Here is a 17,907-nt window from a genome sequence, read left to right on the forward strand (position 1 = left end):
TAACTGTTATATAACATAAAAGTAAACAGCACACTTTTTAAGGGCTATTTATTAACTTTTGTAATATAAAAGCCTTTAGATCAAGTTTAAATTAAATGAAATAACTCACAATTTCTGTTTACTAAATAATGACAATGTGTTATATTTGGTTCGTAGAAAAGTTTAGTCATTATCATCAGAAAAAGGAGACGAGATATGGAACTAGCAGAAAAAACACCCGCTATGAAGGCATGGGAAGGTTTCAAACCTGGCGTATGGATGGAAGGGATTGATACCCAAGACTTTATTCATCAAAATTACAAAGAATATGTTGGCGACGCCTCTTTCTTAGCCGATGCAACGCCAGCTACTAAGGAGCTATGGCAAGAGGTCGTTGAACTCAAGGAACAAGAACAAGCCAATGGTGGGGTTCTAGATGCTGAAACCAAGATCGTATCTCGGATCAACGCCTATGATGCGGCTTATTTAGATAAAGATTTAGAAAAGATTGTCGGCTTCCAAACAGACAAGCCTTTGAAGCGGACCTTGAATGTCTATGGCGGCTTAAGAATGGCTAAATCAGCCCTCCAATCTTATGGCTACGAATTAGACCCAGAAGTTGAGAAGTTCTTCTCGATTCACCGTAAGACGCATAACCAAGGAGTCTTCGATGTCTATGATAAGGACATTAAGGCAGCGCGTCACAATAAGTTATTGACTGGTTTACCAGATGCTTATGGTCGTGGTCGGATTATTGCAGACTACCGTCGGATTGCGCTTTATGGGGTTGACTTCTTGATTGAACAAAAGGTTCAAGACTGGCAAGACCTAGAAGCGGATACTTACACTGAAGAAGATATTCGTCTTCGTGAAGAAATCTATGACCAATACCGTGCCCTCGGTGAATTGAAGGAATTAGCGGCCAAGTATGGTTATGACATTTCTAAACCAGCAACGACTGCTCAAGAAGCTATTCAATGGGTTTACTTTGGTATCCTAGCAACCAACAAGGAAGATAATGGGGCGGCTCAATCTCTAGGACGGCTTGATGCCTTCTTCGATATCTATATTGAGCGCGACTTGGAGCGGGGTATCTTAGATGAAGCGGGTGCGCAAGAATTAGTCGACCACTTTGTGATGAAATTGCGTCTTATCCGTCAAATGCGGACCGAAGAATACGATGCGCTCTTCTCAGGGGACCCTGTTTGGTTGACCATGACCATTGCGGGAATGAAGGATGACCAACAATCCTTGGTGACCAAGACCGACTTCCGGGTACTCAACACCCTCTACACCATTGGAAATGCGCCTGAACCTAACATGACCATCTTCTGGTCTAAGCAACTGCCACAAGGATTCAAGCAATTTGCGACTCAAGTTTCGATTGATACCAGTGCGATCCAATATGAGAACGATGATGTGATGCGTGAATACTATGATTCAAGTGACGTGTCCATTGCGTGTTGTGTCAGCCCAACAGCGGGGAATACCGGTGACTCTATGCAGTTCTTTGGTGCGCGTGCTTCAATGCCTAAGATGCTCCTTTATGCGGTTTCTGGTGGTGTGGATGAGAAGACCCGTCGTAAAGTCATTCCAGGACTTGAACCAATTGAAGGCGACTACCTCGATTATGATGAATTAATGGCTAAATTAGACATCGTCATGGACTGGGTGGCTAAGACTTATGTCCGTTCACTCAATATCATCCACTATATGCATGATAAATATGCTTATGAAGCGATTCAATTTGCTTTAATGAGCACTAAGTTACACCGGATGATGGCAACTGGTATTGCGGGAATCTCACTCTCTGCAGACTCCATCTCTGCGGTTAAATATGCCAAGGTCCGGATTATTCGGGATGAAGATGGCTTCCCAGTGGACTATGTGGTGGAAGGTGACCAATTCCCAACCTTTGGTAATAATGACCCACAAGCCGATGAAATCGCGACTGGTTTGGTGAAACAATTTGTTGATAAGTTGAAGACCCAACCAACTTACCGTGATTCAGAAATCACCACTTCTCTCTTGACTATTACTTCCAATATTGTCTATGGCGAGGCATTAGGAGCGCTCTTCACCGGTCAAGATAGCCAATATGCTGGTTACCGCAAGGCTTACACACCACTTTCTCCTGGGGCAAACCCAAGTTATACCGCAACTAATAAAGGGGCATTGGCTTCTCTTATGTCCTTGGCTAAGTTCGACTTCGAAGACGTTAAGGATGGAACTTCTTACACTTGGGCGGTCTCTCCTAAGACTCTCGGTAAGGAACAAGCAAGCCAAATTGACAATTTATCGCATCTTTTAGATGGCTACTTCGCAAACAATGGGGGCCACCACTTGAACGTGAACGTTCACACCAAGGAAGAGTTACTGGATGTGCTTGACCACCCAGAGAAATACCCACAATATACAATTCGGGTATCCGGTTATGCGCTCGAGATCGCTAAGGCGACCCCAGCTCAAATTGAAGATATCAAACACCGGATTATCCACGATTCAATCTAGGCGGGTGATGCTGAATTCGACCGACCACTCCTGCCTAGAAACAACAGGCTTGTAGAATAAGGAGTGATGACATGCCTCAACTACCGACAACGACAACCGGATACGTGCACTCGACTGAATCTTTTGGTTCAGTTGATGGTCCTGGTATTCGCTTCATCTCCTTCATGCAAGGCTGCCGCATGCGGTGTGAATTCTGCCATAATCCGGACACCTGGCAGATTACGGGAGGGAAGCCCTACACACCGCAAGCCTTATTTGATGAAGCTTACCAATACCGGGCTTTCTGGGGAGACAAGGGGGGCGTTACAGCTTCGGGTGGTGAACCCCTCTTACAGATGGACTTCTTAATTGAGTATTTCGGCATCTGTAAACAGCATGGTGTTCATACAACCCTCGATACCTGTGGCCAACCTTTTAGTCATGATCCTGAATGGCTAGCCAAATTTGACCAGTTACTTGAAGTGACGGACTTGATTCTCTTCGATATCAAGCATATCGATCCCATTGGCCACCGTAAGTTAACGGGCTGGACCAACCAGAATATCCTCGACATGGCCGAATACTTATCCCAAAAAGGCCAACCCGTCTGGATCCGGCATGTCCTAGTGCCTGAACGAACAGATTATGATGACTTCTTACACCGTCTGTCCGATTATGTGGCCCAACTGGATAACGTCCGCAAGTTTGAGGTCCTGCCTTACCATACCATGGGGATCTATAAATATACGGCTCTTGGCTTTAAATATCGGCTAGAGGGGATTGAACCGCCCAGTCAGGAACGGGTCGAAAATGCGAAAAGGATCTTGAGGACAGCAGAATATACCGGTTATTTAGACGATTAAGCGCCAGCACTCGCTTGAATCACCTCTTTATCCTAACGCCACCACTCCTGAGTCGCCTCTATAAGCAGCGGCTTGGGGGTGGTTTTTTTAGACTGAGGGTCTTCAATAAATTATCCCTGGATTTGGATTTAATTTGCCATGAAACAATGATAGAATAAGAAGGTAAACTAAGGAGGAGGACCTAACATGACAAAATATTTAGTATTTGGCCACAAGAACCCCGACACTGATACCATCGCATCAGCATTGACTTTCGCTTACTTCTTGAACCAGGAAGGACATGAAGCAGAGGCGGTTGCCTTGGGAGAGATTACGGGGGAACCCGCTTTTGCCTTGGATAAGTTTGGTTTCGACTATCCGAGGGTGATTGAGACAGCTGCTAATGAAGTGGTTCATGTGGCCCTGGTTGACCATAATGAACCGCAACAATCGGTTGATGACTTAGACCAAGTCCAAGTGGACTATGTGATTGACCACCATCGGATCTCAGGCTTCAATACGTCACAACCGCTCTTCTACCGGGCAGAACCGATCGGCTGTACAGCAAGTATCCTCTATAAACTCTTTAAAGAATATGGACATGAGATTCCTCAGAACTATGCTGGGATTATGTTGTCTGCGATTATCTCTGACACCTTACTCTTCAAGTCTCCAACCACAACGGACCAAGACAAGGCGATCGGTCAAGAACTCGCTAAGATTGCTCAAGTAGACCTGGAAGCCTACGGTCTTGAATTCCTTAAGGCAGGGGCTGATTTAAGCAAGCAGACTGATGAAGACATTGTGGAAGGGGATGCCAAGACCTTTATCTTGAAAGATCAACATGTTCGCATCGGTCAAGTCAATATTATTGGTTTTGATGAGATTCTAAGCCGTAAGCAAGGTTTGTTGGCTGTGATGGAGGCCAAACGCCAAGAATTAGACCTCGACCTTTACCTAATGGTTCTTACCGATGTCCTGGAATCAACTTCCCTAGGTCTTGCTATTGGACGTGACCTTAGCCTGGTTGAAGAGGCCTTCGATACCAAGATTGAAGACCAAGTCCTAGAATTGGCTGGAGTTGTTTCCCGTAAGAAGCAAGTCGTGCCACCATTAACAGCGGTTTACAACCGCTAGGATCGTTTCGTTAAGAGGTCCATTCCGAAGCGGGTGAGAGGTGGAGTATGGTTCTATCTTCAGAGAATCGGAGGTGTTGATCATCGATTGGGTGAAGTCTAACTATTATTTCTTAATCATTTTTCTCGGCTTATCTTTATTAGCACATGCCATTTTGACTGGAAAGGACCATTCTAAGCACAAGACGCAAAAGACGGTTGGCGGATTATTGGTCCTGATCGGCTGTGTGATCTGGGCAGTAGCTGGTAGAAGGTAAAGGACAGTCACCAGAATCAGAGTAAATTTAAAAAAATGAAATAATCATAAATAAACAAACACCGCCTCCTCAATCATAGGAAGTTGGAAGGTCTCCCTTAATTCCAAGACCTTGTGCTTTACCGCTTAGGTCTTGGCTAGTGGGACATTCCATGATGATTAGGAAGTCGGTGTTTTTTTTGACTTTATTTGTTTGAAGATTATCTTTCATCCACTTGTAATTCTTTCACCAATTCTTCATCAGGGGTCACGTAGAGCGTGCGCTGGCCTTCGTAGATCACATAACCCGGGCGGGCACCGTTAGGTTTTCGCAGGTGCTTGGTCTGGACCGTGTCGACGGGGACATTGGCTGAATGGGCAGACTTAGAGAAGTAGGCAGCCAGGTTAGCGGCCTGAGTCAAGGTTAAGTCGCTGGGAGCATCGGATTCGATGATCACATGGGCACCTGGAATATCCTTGGCATGGAGCCACCAGTGGTTCTTAGAGGCCTTCTTGAGGGAGAGCTCGTCATTTTGTTGGTTGTTGCGTCCCACATAGATCATGACACCATCCGAAGACTTGAACCGGCGCGGCTTGGACTGGGTTTTGGCCCGCTTCTTGCTAGAGCCTTTCTTCTGGGTCACATAGCCTTGGTGGATCAGTTCTTGCTTGATGGTCTCGATATCTTCCAGGTCGGCTTGGTCCAGTTGGACGAGGATCCCTTCTAGATAATCAATCTCTTCTTGCGCCGTTTGGCGCTCATGGTCAATATATTTGAGGGCATCGCGGTATTTCTGATACTTTTTGAAATAAACCTGGGCATTTTCAACGGCTGAGAGCTGGGGGTCTAAATCAATTTTCATTTGCGAATTATCATAGTAATTGGTGACTTCAATCTGGTCTTGCCCCTTACTGACTTGGTAGGCATAGGCATTCAAGAGTTCGCCTTGGATCCGGTAGTCATCTGCCTGACTGGCCACTTGCCGGTCCTGGGCCAATTTAGTCAGTTTCTTCTGGTTCTTTTTAATGGTGTGCTGGATCCGGTCTAAGAGCGTCCCTGTGACCTGTTTGACCCGGTCCAGATGAATCTTCTCAGCTAAGAAGCCTTCTAATAGTTGGGATAGGGAAGGGTAGACCTGGCTCGGACTATCCAGTTGGGGTAATTTAAAGGCATAGAATTGGACCTTGTCTTGACTCTTATAGAGGACGGGGGCTGGGTAGGCCATGATCGACTTGAGCCGTTCCAGGGCGGCCAGGGCAGACAAGGAGCCCCCACTTGCCTGCATCCAATAGGCTAGGGCAGAGGCAGAGAGCTTGGACATTCCCTGAATCACCTTAAAGCCTTGACCCTCAGCCAGGAGGTCTTGGTGGTCCGAGGCAAAGTTAAAGAGAGCCGAGTCATCAAGAGCGAAGAGGTTGACCTGGTCTGTATTCTGGGGAGGGCGTTTAAAAGGGGCACCAGGAGCTAGAATACGATAGCTATTCTGGTAGACGGGGACATGCTTGATGCAGTCAATGATTTCTTGGTTGGCCTGGTTGACCAGAATAATATTGGAGTGCCGGCCCATTAATTCGAAGGTTAAGAGATATTCTTGATCAACCCCAATCTCGTCCCGTCCTTGAAGATAGAAGTCGATGATCCGGTCATTCTGATATTGTTCAATCGCCAGGATCCGGGTGCCGATAAGGTGCTTCCTTAACAGCATACAGAACATCGGGGCCTGTTCAGGGTTTGCGGGTCGTTCCTCCGTCAAATAGAGGGCGAAGTTAGTGGGATGGCTGGATCCTGCCAGTCGGTAATTGGTTCGATTTGACCGAATCACCATCTGTAGTTCTTGTTGAAAGGGCTGGTAGATCTTATGAATCCGTCCTTGGTTTAAGCTTTCCTGCAATTCTTGCACCAAAGCTCGCGTAAAGAATCCATCAATTGCCAACTCAATCACTCCCCTAAAATCTATAACCTTTATTTTAACTGAAATAACAAAGAGATGCTAGCAAGCACATATAAAACTTCATTAGGTACCAAAGGATATTAAATTGAAAAAAAAGGGTGGACCGAATGGACAAAATTATATACCGAGGGTTCAAAAAGCAGTCTGTATCGAATTGAAAAATCACAGGGGACCGCCCTCCAAAGCCAAGCTTTTCCGGGCTAGGCCCACTAGGCAATGCCTAGACGGTAAACCGTAAGGCATTGCAAGCTGCGTGGGCCTTCCACTGTCCTGTGATTTTACATTCGCTTCGCCTGCTTTTTTATTGTCTTCCTCTTAGCCATATAAACAGAATTAATGTGCCATGAATTTATTGCTGAACTTAGAACTTAATTTATAAATACAGTACTCATCGAGATAGCCTAACATTTTTTAAATAAATATAAAAGGGCGAACGACGATCGATAAGCCGGTAGGGCAATATACCTATCATGTCATGGTAGATCGATTGCTTCGTGATCGAACAATCTTTGTTTTTTAGATATTCATTTAATTATCACCTTTTCTTGTCTTGATCTGAATTGATAAAATCTAGATTCTATTTCTTGATTGTCTAGGGTGATATTAAACATCAGTCTTTGTTCCTTCATTATTTAACTTTGATTTTAAGATTCAGGGTGATGACCTATTTCTTAAAATGTGATCAAAGTAAGATTTGTTACTGTTATTCACAAGATTTATTCAATTATTTTCTATTTTGCCAGTTGGATTAATTTAGAATACTTTAAATAGATAAGGACATGAATCCGTCAATAAAAGGAAGGTTCCAATGCTTAATCATAGGAAGAAGGACGATCCACGTAGCATGCAATGCCTTACGGTTTACCGTTTAGGCATTGCCTAGTGGATCGAGCCTGGAAAAGGCTTGCTTTGGAAGGCGGTCCCTATGATAAGCATTGGACCTGACTGATTGACGGTTATCTTGCCTTATTTTTTGTTTTTTCCTCATTTAATCCAAGTGGCCAATCCTAGATATGTATTGCTTTGGAAGGCGGTTCCCTGTAATTAATAGCCGACACCTGGCCTGCTTTTAAAGAGTTGTGGTAACTAAAATCATCATATTTTATAAGCATTGACTGACACCTGACAGACCCTCCTCAAATTTTTTTGAAAAACCCTTGACAAATATAAAAGTAATGATTACTATTTGTGAGTAGAATTTTACAAGGAGAGGATCACATGAATATAATGAAACGAATGAAACAAGCGATCGCCTTGGTCATGCTCGTAACCAGCTTACTGGTGCCGACTAGCCTTAAAGCCCAAGAAAATCGCTTGAAGATTGTTACGAGTTTTTATCCAATGTATGCCTTAACCAAGCAAGTAGTTGGGGATATTCACCAGGTACAAATGATCAATTCTGGGAATGGCATTCATGGATTTGAACCATCAGTAGCGGATGTTGCAGCCATCGCGGAGGCCGATATCTTCATCTACCACTCCTCGATCTTAGAATCATGGGTCAAGAAGTTAAAGCAGACCCTTAAGGACAAAGATGTACGGATGGTTGAAGCTTCTGAAGGACTGGATATGGATAAGGTCGCTGGACTGGAAGAGGTAGAAGCGATTGGTGGGATGAGTGAGTCTTCTATGTATGACCCACATACTTGGCTGGATCCCTTGGAAGTGGCAAATGAGATCCAATTGATCGCTGACCAGTTGAGTGAGATCGATCCGGACCATGCTTCGGACTATCAAGCCAATGCACAAGCATTTACCCAAGAAGCTCAAGCCTTGGTTGAAGAATACCAACCCAAATTTGAGGCTTTATCCAATAAGACCTTTGTGACCCAACATACGGCCTTCTCCTATTTAGCCAAGCGGTTTGGTTTGAACCAGTTAGGTATTTCTGGGGTGTCGTCAGATATTGAGCCTGGATCTAAGCAGCTCTTGAAAGTGAACCAATTCGTGGAAGACAATGGAGTGCAGACGATTTTTGTCGAGCCGAATGTCAGCCCTAAAGCAGCCGAATTAGTGGCCAATACGACCGGGGCTAAGATTGAAACACTTAGTCCTTTAGAGTCAGACCCGCAAAATACCAAGACCTTTATTGAGAACTTACGCGAAACCATTGAGACCCTCTATCAAGGGCTCCAATCATAAGGAGGAAACTAAATGAAAGAAAATCATAAGAAATGGCTGACCCTGATCCTATCTTCAAGCTTAGTCTTAGGCGGAGCAGTGGTCTTACCGCATCAAGTTGCCGCTCAGATTGACTATGTAGATAGCCAAGTGGATGAGGACCAGGCAGATGCTGCTGACCAAGAAGATAAGGAAGTCATTGAAGACACTCAAGGGATGAGCCAAGAGGACGTCAACCAAGCAGAGGGCTTGTCCTCTGAACAGATCGTGGTTGTCGTGAAGGAAGAAGGGTATATCACCTCGCATGGCGACCATTACCACTACTATAATGGCCCTGTTCCAGAAAATTCCATCTATTCTGAAGAAATCGTGGCACCAGAAGGCTACCAATTTGACGAAGCGGATGTTGTCTATGAGATCGACCAAGGCTATGTGGTGGAAGTGGATGGTCAATATTATATCTATAGTGAATTAGGTAAGGACCATCCTGGTTACCGGACCATTCAAGAGATCTTCCTCCAGTCGAATGGGGTTCACCCTGAGGATGCCCATCAAATTATTAAGCTTAAAGAAGAATATGACTTACCAGAAGATAGTGAGATTTATTATGAATTAGAGCGGGACTTGGATACCTTACTAAAGGACTTGCAACAAGATCAGCCGGATGAAGACCTACAACCGGTCTTGACCTATCTAACGGAACAAGATTATGTGGCGCTCATCGGCATGGACTTATACGTGCTACCAGGTCTTCCAGATGACACTATCGCCATTAGTGACCTATTCGTAGCCCCTGAAGACTATGAATTCAACCCTGATGATCAGGTCATGGACTGGGGCAACTACAAGGTCGTTGATATTGAAGGCAAGCACTATCTTTACCATGAAGAGGGTATCGACAGTCAAGACCTCACTACCATCAAAAAAATGGTGGAAAAATCCCACCAGGCCTTTCTAGCCCACGGCAAAGAAAAATCCGATAAGAAAGGGACCAGCGCGACTTCAGTTCGCCATGAGTCAGGTAGCCGGGACCAAAAAGGTCGTTATATGACCGATGATGGCTATGTTTTTAGCCCTTATGATGTCTTGAAAGACTTAGGGAACGGCTATATTGTACCCCATGGCGACCACTATCACTTTATTCCTAAGAGTGATTTATCTGCCGGTGAGATTGCGATTGCCGATTCCGTCCTACGATCTGGCAAGACTCATTCAGCCCTAGCAGGCTCTCAGTCAACTGGTCATTCGAACAAGAACCGGCAAGAAGGAAGTCAGGTGGGGGGACGGTATACAACGGATGATGGTTATGTCTTCACCGTTGAATCCATTGTTTCAGCGGATGACTTCGGCCTAGTGGCTAAGCACCATGAGCACTTCCATTATGTTCCCTTTAAAGACTTGAATGCCCAAGAATTAAAGGCAGCCAAAGACTATATCCGGCAACACCTTGGCCAACAAGCGAGTGACTCCTCCCATGAGCCCTCACCAAAACCTAAACAACCCAAGCCAGGCAACTCTACTGGCACAGAGGAGACCCAGCCAGACACTTCTCGTCCAGGATCCGACTACCAAAGTCTCTTAGCCCAACTCTATGCCCTGCCATTAAGTCAGCGCCATGTTGAAAGGGACGGTTTAGTCTTTGACCCAGACCAAATCATTAAAGCCACACGGATCGGTGGTCAATTAGCCTACCGGGTGCCCCATGGGGACCACGAGCACGTCATCTTAGCATCTGACTTATCACCCTTAGAAGCCAAGTTAGCTCAGATGAAGGTGAATGGCCAAGTATCCTCTAGCCCAAGTCCAGCCGATGATCCAGGCCAAGGTGCAAATCCAACTGAACCAGGCAAAAAACCGTCCAAGGACGATCAACCAAGCCAAGAGGATCCAAAGGATCCTGACCAGACAAAACCGGCTGAAACGGGTGATTTTACGCCTTTAGACCAACGTCAAGGCAAGCCAAACAGTCAGATTGTCTATAGTCCTCAAGAAATTGCGGAAGCTAAGCGCCAAGGACGGTATACCACCAGTGATGGCTATATCTTTGATGCAGCAGATATCAGCGATTATGATGGCAGTGGCTTTACGATTCCGCACATGGACCATATCCATTATGTAGCCAAGGAAGACTTGAATCCACAAGAATTGAAAGCAGCGCTTGATTTCTGGCAAGCAAAACAGGGTCAACCAATCGATGAATCTGAAAATGACCACAAGGATCAAGTTAATAAGGACTTTGATCCTACCACTGTGATCGAGCGGACCACCCAGAATGGTCAAGTGGGTTATCGCTACCGCAGTCAAGGTCAGGAGCAATTTGTTGCTCAGAAGGATTTGAACCAACAGAAGATTGCCTTTGCGGAACTTCAATTAAATATCAATCAGAACTACCAATACCAGTACCCGATTGCTCCAGTCGGACCTGGGGAGTTAGAGCCAGGACTTTATGTTCCACTCAGTCAACTGAAATTCCATGCTGGATCAGCTACTTATGATACAGGTTCTAGCTTTGTCATTCCCCATATTGACCATATCCACATCGTGCGTTATGAGGATATCTCCAAGGAACAGATCGCTACCATCAAATACTTGATGCAGCATCCACAATACCGGCCAAAACCTTGGACCAGTGAAGGGCATGATGAAGAAGAAGAGACAGGTGAGATTCGTTACGTGCCAAATGTCACACCGCTTGAAGATCGCGCACAGTTAAAGAACTGGCAGATCATCCATTCGGCCGAAGAAGTGAATGCCGCTCTGGCGAAAGGGCTCTATGCGAATGATGAAGGGTATATCTTTGACTTATCCGACTTAGAAGATCCCGCAACCCTGGTCTATCCAGATGGGACCTTCTCGATTCCTAAGCCAGCTGGCTCTTCTTACCTTGCCTTGAGCCTCAACCAATTGCCAAGTCATCTCCAAGGACCCGCCAAAGAGATTCTGGCTAAGCGCCAAGCAGCCGCAGACAAGGAAAAAGACCAAGAACCAGGAGTCAGTCAGGAACAATTAATCGACTTCTTGATGGATCATTATCAAGTGGAAAGAAGTGCCATTCGCTTCCAGATCCTGGATCAAACCTTCCAAATCCTCCTCAATGACGGCCAAGAAATTCGCTTAACCCAGCAAGAAGTATTGGATGCCTACCAAGGTAAGACCCAACTACCGGACCGTCCTCAAGCAGAATCTGAACCTTCTTCTGCTGCGACACCTGATGAGGAAGCAGAATCTGAACCAACTTCTGCCGAGACCCCTGATGAGCAAGCAGGAGAGGATCTCGCTCCTGAGTCAGACCATGCTGAGCCAGCAGAGGAGCTTGAGACCAGTGAAGAAGCAGCTGACCCTGCCCAAGACACTGATTCTCTTGAAGGGGAAGACCAAGCGACCCCAGACATGCCCGCTACAGCAGAGGAAACCACGGAAGAGACTGCAGTAAATTAAAGATAATTGTAAAAAAGAGTCACTTCAGAGCTTAGCTCTTGAAAATAAATGCCCCCTAAAGGTGAGGATCAACCACTCACTTTTAGGGGGCTTATTGTTCGGTTAAGACGATTGCTTTATTTAACGATCGATTTGGCGTAATTTGAAGGGCTGATCCCAAATTCCTTACTAAAGGCCCGGGAGAAGTATTGGATCGACCCATAGCCCAATTGGCTGGCAATTTCTGAGAGGGTGTACTTGGAGTCATGAATCATTAATTTGCTGCGCTTTAAGCGTAAGCTATTGATATAAGCCTTGGGGGTCTGACCAGTATACTTGTTAAAGAGGGCTTGCAGGCTCGACCGGGAAATATTGAAATGGTCGACCAGATCGTTGACTTGGTGCTGGTCCTGGACATTGGCTTCCAAGAAGTTAATGATTTCCTGGAAGGTCTCACTCTCATAATTTTCCCGCATGGAAGAGGTAATTCCTTCCTGGTGGCTGGCATCAGTGTTGACCATCTGGACCATGACCAATTGTAGACTCGTCAGCATCTCGTCATAGAAGAAGGGCATTTGTTTGATATTCTGGTTGGAAAGGCGAATGATCCTTTCGATAATCTGTAACTGCCGGTGACCAAGGATCATGGGCCGCTGAGCAATCGTATCGGGGAGGCCCTTGGCCTTAAAGAGGATTGAAATCAGGGTGGCCATCCCGTCTTGGGTGAAATTGATCCGGTACTTCTGTCCAGGATAATTGACCCAGGCATAGTGCTGACTCAACCGGTGACGGGTATGGTGGTTGACTTCAATCTCAATCTCTCCATGGTCGACAATCAAGAGCTCATAATAGGCATGGGGGCTTCGGGGTAAAGACTCGCCATTGGAGTAGACCTGGTGGTGAAGGCCATAGATGGTTTGAACGTCAATGGTCGCTGGGGGCATTTCGACCTTGATGCGGTCCTTGATGGCGATGATTTGTGGATCTTCATTGTCTGTAGGTTCGAGATAGACCTGGCAGTCCGGACTCAAGGCCAGGGTATTGAAATAGGTATGGGGTTTGAGGGTGATCGAATCCTGGAGGATAAAGGAATGGTAGCTATCCTTTTGGACGGGATCGTGGGTCACCACTAAGAGGGCCAAGCCCTTGTGTTCGGTAATCCGAACGGGTTGATTAAAGCAGAGCAGGGCATCGGATTGAGCCTTCTTGATGGAGACCAGCCGGTTAAAGGGCTTAATTTGTTGGCTATCGACTTTATTGGAAGTGAAATAGCGGTTTTGCACGTTGGCAGTGGTTTGGTTATACATAGAAGGCTCCTTTCGCTAAGATAAGTTCATTATATCTCAATAAAGACAAGCTGACCATTAATTAAGTATAGTCATTATTAATTAGAATCTTGTCTAAATTAGTAATAGCGAGGGTGAAACTTCCCAACAGGTCACAATGGAAATCGGTCTCATATTCGAGTAATATAAGGATAATAGAAGTGGGTGGAGTGGTGAAGGAGGTAGACAATGAAAGATCAATTCAAAATAGTCCTGCTAACAGTCCTCTTGTCCTTGGGGATGGGCTGTCAGTCCAACGGTGGACCGGACCGGGAACCCCAGGAGGATTCGTCAACAAGCCTTGAGACGACTCAGGAGGTCCAGCCAGAACCTGGAATCAATCAGACGGTGACCATCCGGTCGATTGGCGATATCCTCCTACATGATGGCGTCTATTATGATGGGCAGCGGGAGAGTGGTTATGTTTTTGACCAGATGTTTGAACCGGTGAAGGAAGATCTAGCGGGTAGTGACATCACCACCGCTAATATGGAGACGATTGTGGCGGGCTCTCAATTAGGGGTCTCAACCTATCCGCGCTTCAACGCACCGGAAGAAATTGTCGATGCCCTCCTAAATTGTGGAGTGGATATTGTCTCAAATGCGACTAATCATACCGTCGACTTCGGCTTAGACGGTGTCCTGGCTTCAATTAATAATCTCAAAACCAAGGGTATGGAGTATGTGGGCTCTTATGAGTCCTGGGATGACTATAACCGGATCCGAATTATTGAGAAGAATGGGATCAAGGTAGGCTTCTTATCCTATACCTATGGAACCAATGGCTTGGCCATCCCAGCCCAAGCGCCATATTCAGTGACCCTGATTGATAAGGATTTGATTCCCTTAGAGATCGAGCGGCTCAACCAGCACTGTGACCTTTCAGTGGTCATGATCCACTATGGTCAAGATGCCTTCTATCCGGTCCAAGACCAGTTAGATTGGACACAACTCTTAATCGATTCAGGAGCCAACCTGGTCCTAGGGGGTCATTCGCATATTATGCAGCCCATGAAGCAATTCTCGCCTTCCCAAGTGGCTTGGTATTCACACGGTAACTTCCTCTCTGGTCAAGTCAAGACCTATGAGAAGGTCGGAGGGATTGGGGAGTTTACCTTCAAGAAGCTGGCTAAGGGCAAGGTCGAATTGGAAAGCCTGCGGGTGATGCCAACTTACAACTTTGGCTATCCAGAATGGAATACCTATTTGGTTGTCCCTCTGGCTCAGGCCCAAGCTCAGTATGGCTTATGGAATGGTGATGAACTCTACCAGGAAGTCAGCCAACGCCTAAAGGGATATACCAATACTGTGCAAGTAGTCGAAACCTTCCATAAGGAGAAGGCAGGGTCAAAAGAATCTAGCGCTGAGTGAATGACTGGTTGATAAAAAGCCCTGCCAGAACAAGCGAGGCTTAGCCGATGGCTAGAAGCACTACCAGCCAGCTGAAGAATCGCAATCAAAAAGACCTTAGACGAGATGCCTAAGGTCTTTTTGTTTGCATGCAAAGATGACGGGTCCGCCGTAATGCTTATAAAGAGGATGCCAATCGGTTCGTCCATTAATTCTTTACAGCTATTATTTCTGATTCATTGTATAATGGAAATTAGAGTAAAATTATAGTAGGTGACCCATGATCGAACAATTAAAACTTTTTTATAATAACAATCGCAATATCATTCGAATTACAAGATATATCTTCTTATCGCTGATACTTCTAATTATTACCAGGTTTTTTGACTATCAAAAACCCGCTTTAAAGTTAAATTTCCCCCATATTTTGTTACTGTCGCCAGAAGTGACCTCCTCTTTCTTATCTAACTTAAGTGGGACCTTTCTAACTGTCTCCACTTTTACTTTTACGACTATTCTAACGGTCTTAAATAAGTATTCTGATTCTTTTACGCCTCGAATTGTTCAAGACTTTATCGATAAGCCAAATGTCCTAAGCCTTTTTGGCGTATTCATTGGAGGCTTTTTCTATACGGTGCTGTCACTTTTTATGATTCAAAATATCGATAGTGACTTACCCTTGATTTCTGGGACCATTGGGATCTTTTATGCCGTTGCGACGATGATCTCCTTTATCCTCTTCGTCAAAAGGGTCTTAAAAGACATTAAAGTAGGCAATATTATTGAGAACTTATATGTTCATGCGGCTAAACTGATCGACCAGGAGTCTGAAAGGCGAAGGTTATCTGAGCGATTCTCTGTTGATGAGTGGGCCCAGTCTTATAAAATCTATGCCAACAAGTCGGGCTACCTCTACACGATTAATGCCGATAAGATGATTAACCTCATTAAAGACTCAAAGTATGAGATTATAGTCAATAAGCGAATCGGGGACTATGTCTTAGATAACATGTATATTGGTGATTTCAATGTCTCACAAACATTAGATAGAGAACGAGAAGAGAAATTATTAAAGAAAATATCCGACAATATCATTATCAATGTCCGAAAAAATGACACCAGAGACTACCACCATGAAATTACAAACATTGTAGAAATTGCTTTAAGAGCCCTCAGTCCAGGCATCAATGATCCAAACACCGCCTCAGAAGCGATTATTAAAGTCGGGATTCTATTAGGGAAACTATTCTCCTCTAAAAACTTTTATCAGATATTAAATGAAGACGATAATAGTAAAATCATCTATAATAACTATTCGGCCAAAGAAGAACTCAGTTTGTCCTACAATCAAATTCTCCATTATGGAAAAGACGACCCTGAAGTCGCAAAGGCGATTTTATCAAGTATCTTTATGATCTATCATGTATCCGATCAATCTGTTCATGAAGAAATCGAGCAGTTCTTCATCTATTGTTATGAAGAATGTAAAGGGGCGATGACCAGTCCTGCCTTTATCGAACCGCTTGATCATATCTATCAGGACTTTGTATTAAAAAGAGACGAATTGATCAACAGAGACAGCACCGAAGAGGAAGAAGACAAGGGGCTCTTAGCATTTGGACTCAAAAAATAAGGCAAAGTCCTTAAAATATTAACCCTTCGTCCTTGGTCAATAAAATTGAAAATGGCTTCAAGTGGAAATTATTGAGGATGATCGGGTCATCGGATTAGACATATATCAAAAAAATTGTAGTTAATTAAAGGGACTAGTTTTGGATTAAGGTATTGTAGGATTGAGATTATCACTAACGATCAGCAAAAAAGTTATTTTAGATTTTCACCTGGTGTATTTGAAGGGGCGTTATATCAAGAAATAACAAATTTTTTTAAAAGGTGGAGAAAGAAATGTCATTTGAATACATGGAGGAAGTAATATCTAACAACGGGAAACCAATTACAGTAAAAGAATTAGTAAACATCTTTACTAATCTTGGATTAAGTAAAGGAGATATTGTAATTGCCCATATTTCTTTAAGGTCAATGGGTTATATTGTTGGTGGAGCTGAGACAGTATTTAATGCACTAATGAATGTTCTTGGAGATACAGGAACAATTGTTGTTCCGTCACAGACAGTAGAGATTTCAGATCCTAAAGACTGGGAATACCCTCCGGTACCAAAAGATTGGATAGAAATAATTAAAGAAAATTTACCACCATATAACCCGAAAACCTCTTATTCTTCGACTATGGGAGAGTTCAGTAATTTTATTAGAATGCTTCCAGAATCAAATAGAAGCAATCATCCGATGTACTCATTTTCAGCGATAGGTAATGAAGCGAAATTTATAACTAGTGGAGAAAAATTAGATTTTCCATTTGGAAAAGGTTCCCCACTAGACAAACTATATAATCTAAATGCTAAAGTATTATTGGTCGGCACTGATTTTGAATCTAACACATCTATACATTTTGCAGAAAGTATTATTGGACGCGAGTCAATTAAAGAAACCAGTAAAGTAGTTATAAATGGAAAAGAAAAGTGGGAGACTTTTTTAAATGTGGATTTAGATATCTACGATGACTATTTAGAACTTCAAGAAAGTTTTTTTAATACAATGCCCCCGAAAACTGAAACAGTATATGGTTCAAAGATTTATTGTTTTAGTATGAGAGACTGTGTAGATTATGCAGTAAAATATTATCAGGAGAAATAAATATGAATGTTTTTTTTAAGAACAAAGAATACCGCTATATTACTATTTCTGATTGTCTTTCAGTTATTGGTGATTCATTCTTTTACATAGTGATGATAACTTATGCAAATTTATTAGATAATAGTACTCTGGCTATTTCTTTAATAACTATTTCTGAAGTATTACCCGATTTTTTATCTGTTTTTACTGGATATTTTGTAGATAAAACAAAAAATAAAGCATATGCAGATATTTTCACAAATTTTATCAGAGCAATTTTATTCATTATTGTAAGCTTTTTATTTTTTTCTAAACCACGTAAATTTCAAGTATAAGTTAGCCACCTGGTTAACGTTCTATCTAAAG

At 43.8% G+C, this 17,907-nt stretch carries 11 protein-coding genes and 1 pseudogene; 10 read left to right on the forward strand and 2 right to left on the reverse strand.

Going from position 1 to position 17,907, the window contains the following annotated elements; all coding sequences use genetic code 11:
* The first annotated feature begins 195 nt into the window (after window positions 1–195).
* From pflB to HMPREF9708_RS07220, 4 genes are all read left to right on the forward strand, one after another.
* Entirely contained in the window at window positions 196–2,490 is a 2,295-nt protein-coding gene (pflB, locus tag HMPREF9708_RS07205; RefSeq protein ID WP_006309621.1) for a formate C-acetyltransferase, read from the forward strand.
* Between the two features lie 71 nt (window positions 2,491–2,561).
* Entirely contained in the window at window positions 2,562–3,332 is a 771-nt protein-coding gene (pflA, locus tag HMPREF9708_RS07210; protein ID WP_006309622.1) for a pyruvate formate-lyase-activating protein, read from the forward strand.
* A 186-nt stretch (window positions 3,333–3,518) separates the two neighbouring features.
* Window positions 3,519–4,448 (forward strand): manganese-dependent inorganic pyrophosphatase, encoded by a 930-nt coding sequence (locus HMPREF9708_RS07215; RefSeq protein WP_006309623.1) that lies wholly within the window; start codon window positions 3,519–3,521, stop codon window positions 4,446–4,448.
* A 73-nt stretch (window positions 4,449–4,521) separates the two neighbouring features.
* Window positions 4,522–4,704, forward strand: a complete 183-nt coding sequence (locus HMPREF9708_RS07220) for a hypothetical protein (RefSeq protein ID WP_198004243.1) — start codon at window positions 4,522–4,524, stop codon at window positions 4,702–4,704.
* Window positions 4,705–4,903: 199 nt separating this feature from the next.
* On the opposite strand, the gene HMPREF9708_RS07225 is transcribed toward HMPREF9708_RS07220, so the two are convergent.
* Window positions 4,904–6,616 (reverse strand): Rqc2 family fibronectin-binding protein, encoded by a 1,713-nt coding sequence (locus tag HMPREF9708_RS07225; protein ID WP_006309624.1) that lies wholly within the window; start codon window positions 6,614–6,616, stop codon window positions 4,904–4,906.
* A 1,245-nt stretch (window positions 6,617–7,861) separates the two neighbouring features.
* Between HMPREF9708_RS07225 and HMPREF9708_RS07230 the strand changes: the two genes are divergently transcribed.
* Window positions 7,862–8,776, forward strand: coding sequence for a metal ABC transporter solute-binding protein, Zn/Mn family (locus HMPREF9708_RS07230; RefSeq protein ID WP_040448197.1), 915 nt, complete (start codon window positions 7,862–7,864; stop codon window positions 8,774–8,776).
* Window positions 8,777–8,788: 12 nt separating this feature from the next.
* A pseudogene (locus HMPREF9708_RS07235) lies at window positions 8,789–11,329 on the forward strand (pneumococcal-type histidine triad protein); the annotation flags it as partial.
* Window positions 11,330–12,309: 980 nt separating this feature from the next.
* On the opposite strand, the gene HMPREF9708_RS07240 reads toward HMPREF9708_RS07235, so the two are convergent.
* Window positions 12,310–13,479, reverse strand: coding sequence for a helix-turn-helix domain-containing protein (locus HMPREF9708_RS07240; RefSeq protein ID WP_006309627.1), 1,170 nt, complete (start codon window positions 13,477–13,479; stop codon window positions 12,310–12,312).
* A gap of 207 nt (window positions 13,480–13,686) precedes the next feature.
* Between HMPREF9708_RS07240 and HMPREF9708_RS07245 the strand changes: the two genes are divergently transcribed.
* From HMPREF9708_RS07245 to HMPREF9708_RS07260, 4 genes are all read left to right on the forward strand, one after another.
* Window positions 13,687–14,868, forward strand: coding sequence for a CapA family protein (locus HMPREF9708_RS07245; RefSeq protein ID WP_006309628.1), 1,182 nt, complete (start codon window positions 13,687–13,689; stop codon window positions 14,866–14,868).
* Window positions 14,869–15,127: 259 nt separating this feature from the next.
* Window positions 15,128–16,480, forward strand: coding sequence for a DUF2254 domain-containing protein (locus tag HMPREF9708_RS07250; protein ID WP_006309629.1), 1,353 nt, complete (start codon window positions 15,128–15,130; stop codon window positions 16,478–16,480).
* A gap of 272 nt (window positions 16,481–16,752) precedes the next feature.
* A complete protein-coding gene (locus tag HMPREF9708_RS07255) occupies window positions 16,753–17,562 on the forward strand; it encodes an aminoglycoside N(3)-acetyltransferase (RefSeq protein WP_006309630.1) in 810 nt (269 codons plus the stop codon).
* A gap of 2 nt (window positions 17,563–17,564) precedes the next feature.
* Window positions 17,565–17,876, forward strand: coding sequence for an MFS transporter (locus HMPREF9708_RS07260; protein ID WP_006309631.1), 312 nt, complete (start codon window positions 17,565–17,567; stop codon window positions 17,874–17,876).
* Window positions 17,877–17,907: the final 31 nt, after the last annotated feature.

Source organism: Facklamia languida CCUG 37842 (assembly GCF_000245795.1).
In the GTDB taxonomy this organism is placed as follows: domain Bacteria; phylum Bacillota; class Bacilli; order Lactobacillales; family Aerococcaceae; genus Facklamia; species Facklamia languida.

Excerpts from the sequence above, each read along its gene's own strand:
- pflB (WP_006309621.1), top strand. The coding sequence starts at position 196 with ATGGAACTAGCAGAAAAAACACCCGCTATGAAGGCATGGGAAGGTTTC.
- pflA (WP_006309622.1), top strand. The coding sequence starts at position 2,562 with ATGCCTCAACTACCGACAACGACAACCGGATACGTGCACTCGACTGAA.
- HMPREF9708_RS07215 (WP_006309623.1), top strand. The coding sequence starts at position 3,519 with ATGACAAAATATTTAGTATTTGGCCACAAGAACCCCGACACTGATACC.
- HMPREF9708_RS07230 (WP_040448197.1), top strand. The coding sequence starts at position 7,862 with ATGAAACGAATGAAACAAGCGATCGCCTTGGTCATGCTCGTAACCAGC.
- HMPREF9708_RS07240 (WP_006309627.1), bottom strand. The coding sequence starts at position 13,479 with ATGTATAACCAAACCACTGCCAACGTGCAAAACCGCTATTTCACTTCC.
- HMPREF9708_RS07245 (WP_006309628.1), top strand. The coding sequence starts at position 13,687 with ATGAAAGATCAATTCAAAATAGTCCTGCTAACAGTCCTCTTGTCCTTG.
- HMPREF9708_RS07250 (WP_006309629.1), top strand. The coding sequence starts at position 15,128 with ATGATCGAACAATTAAAACTTTTTTATAATAACAATCGCAATATCATT.
- HMPREF9708_RS07255 (WP_006309630.1), top strand. The coding sequence starts at position 16,753 with ATGTCATTTGAATACATGGAGGAAGTAATATCTAACAACGGGAAACCA.
- HMPREF9708_RS07260 (WP_006309631.1), top strand. The coding sequence starts at position 17,565 with ATGAATGTTTTTTTTAAGAACAAAGAATACCGCTATATTACTATTTCT.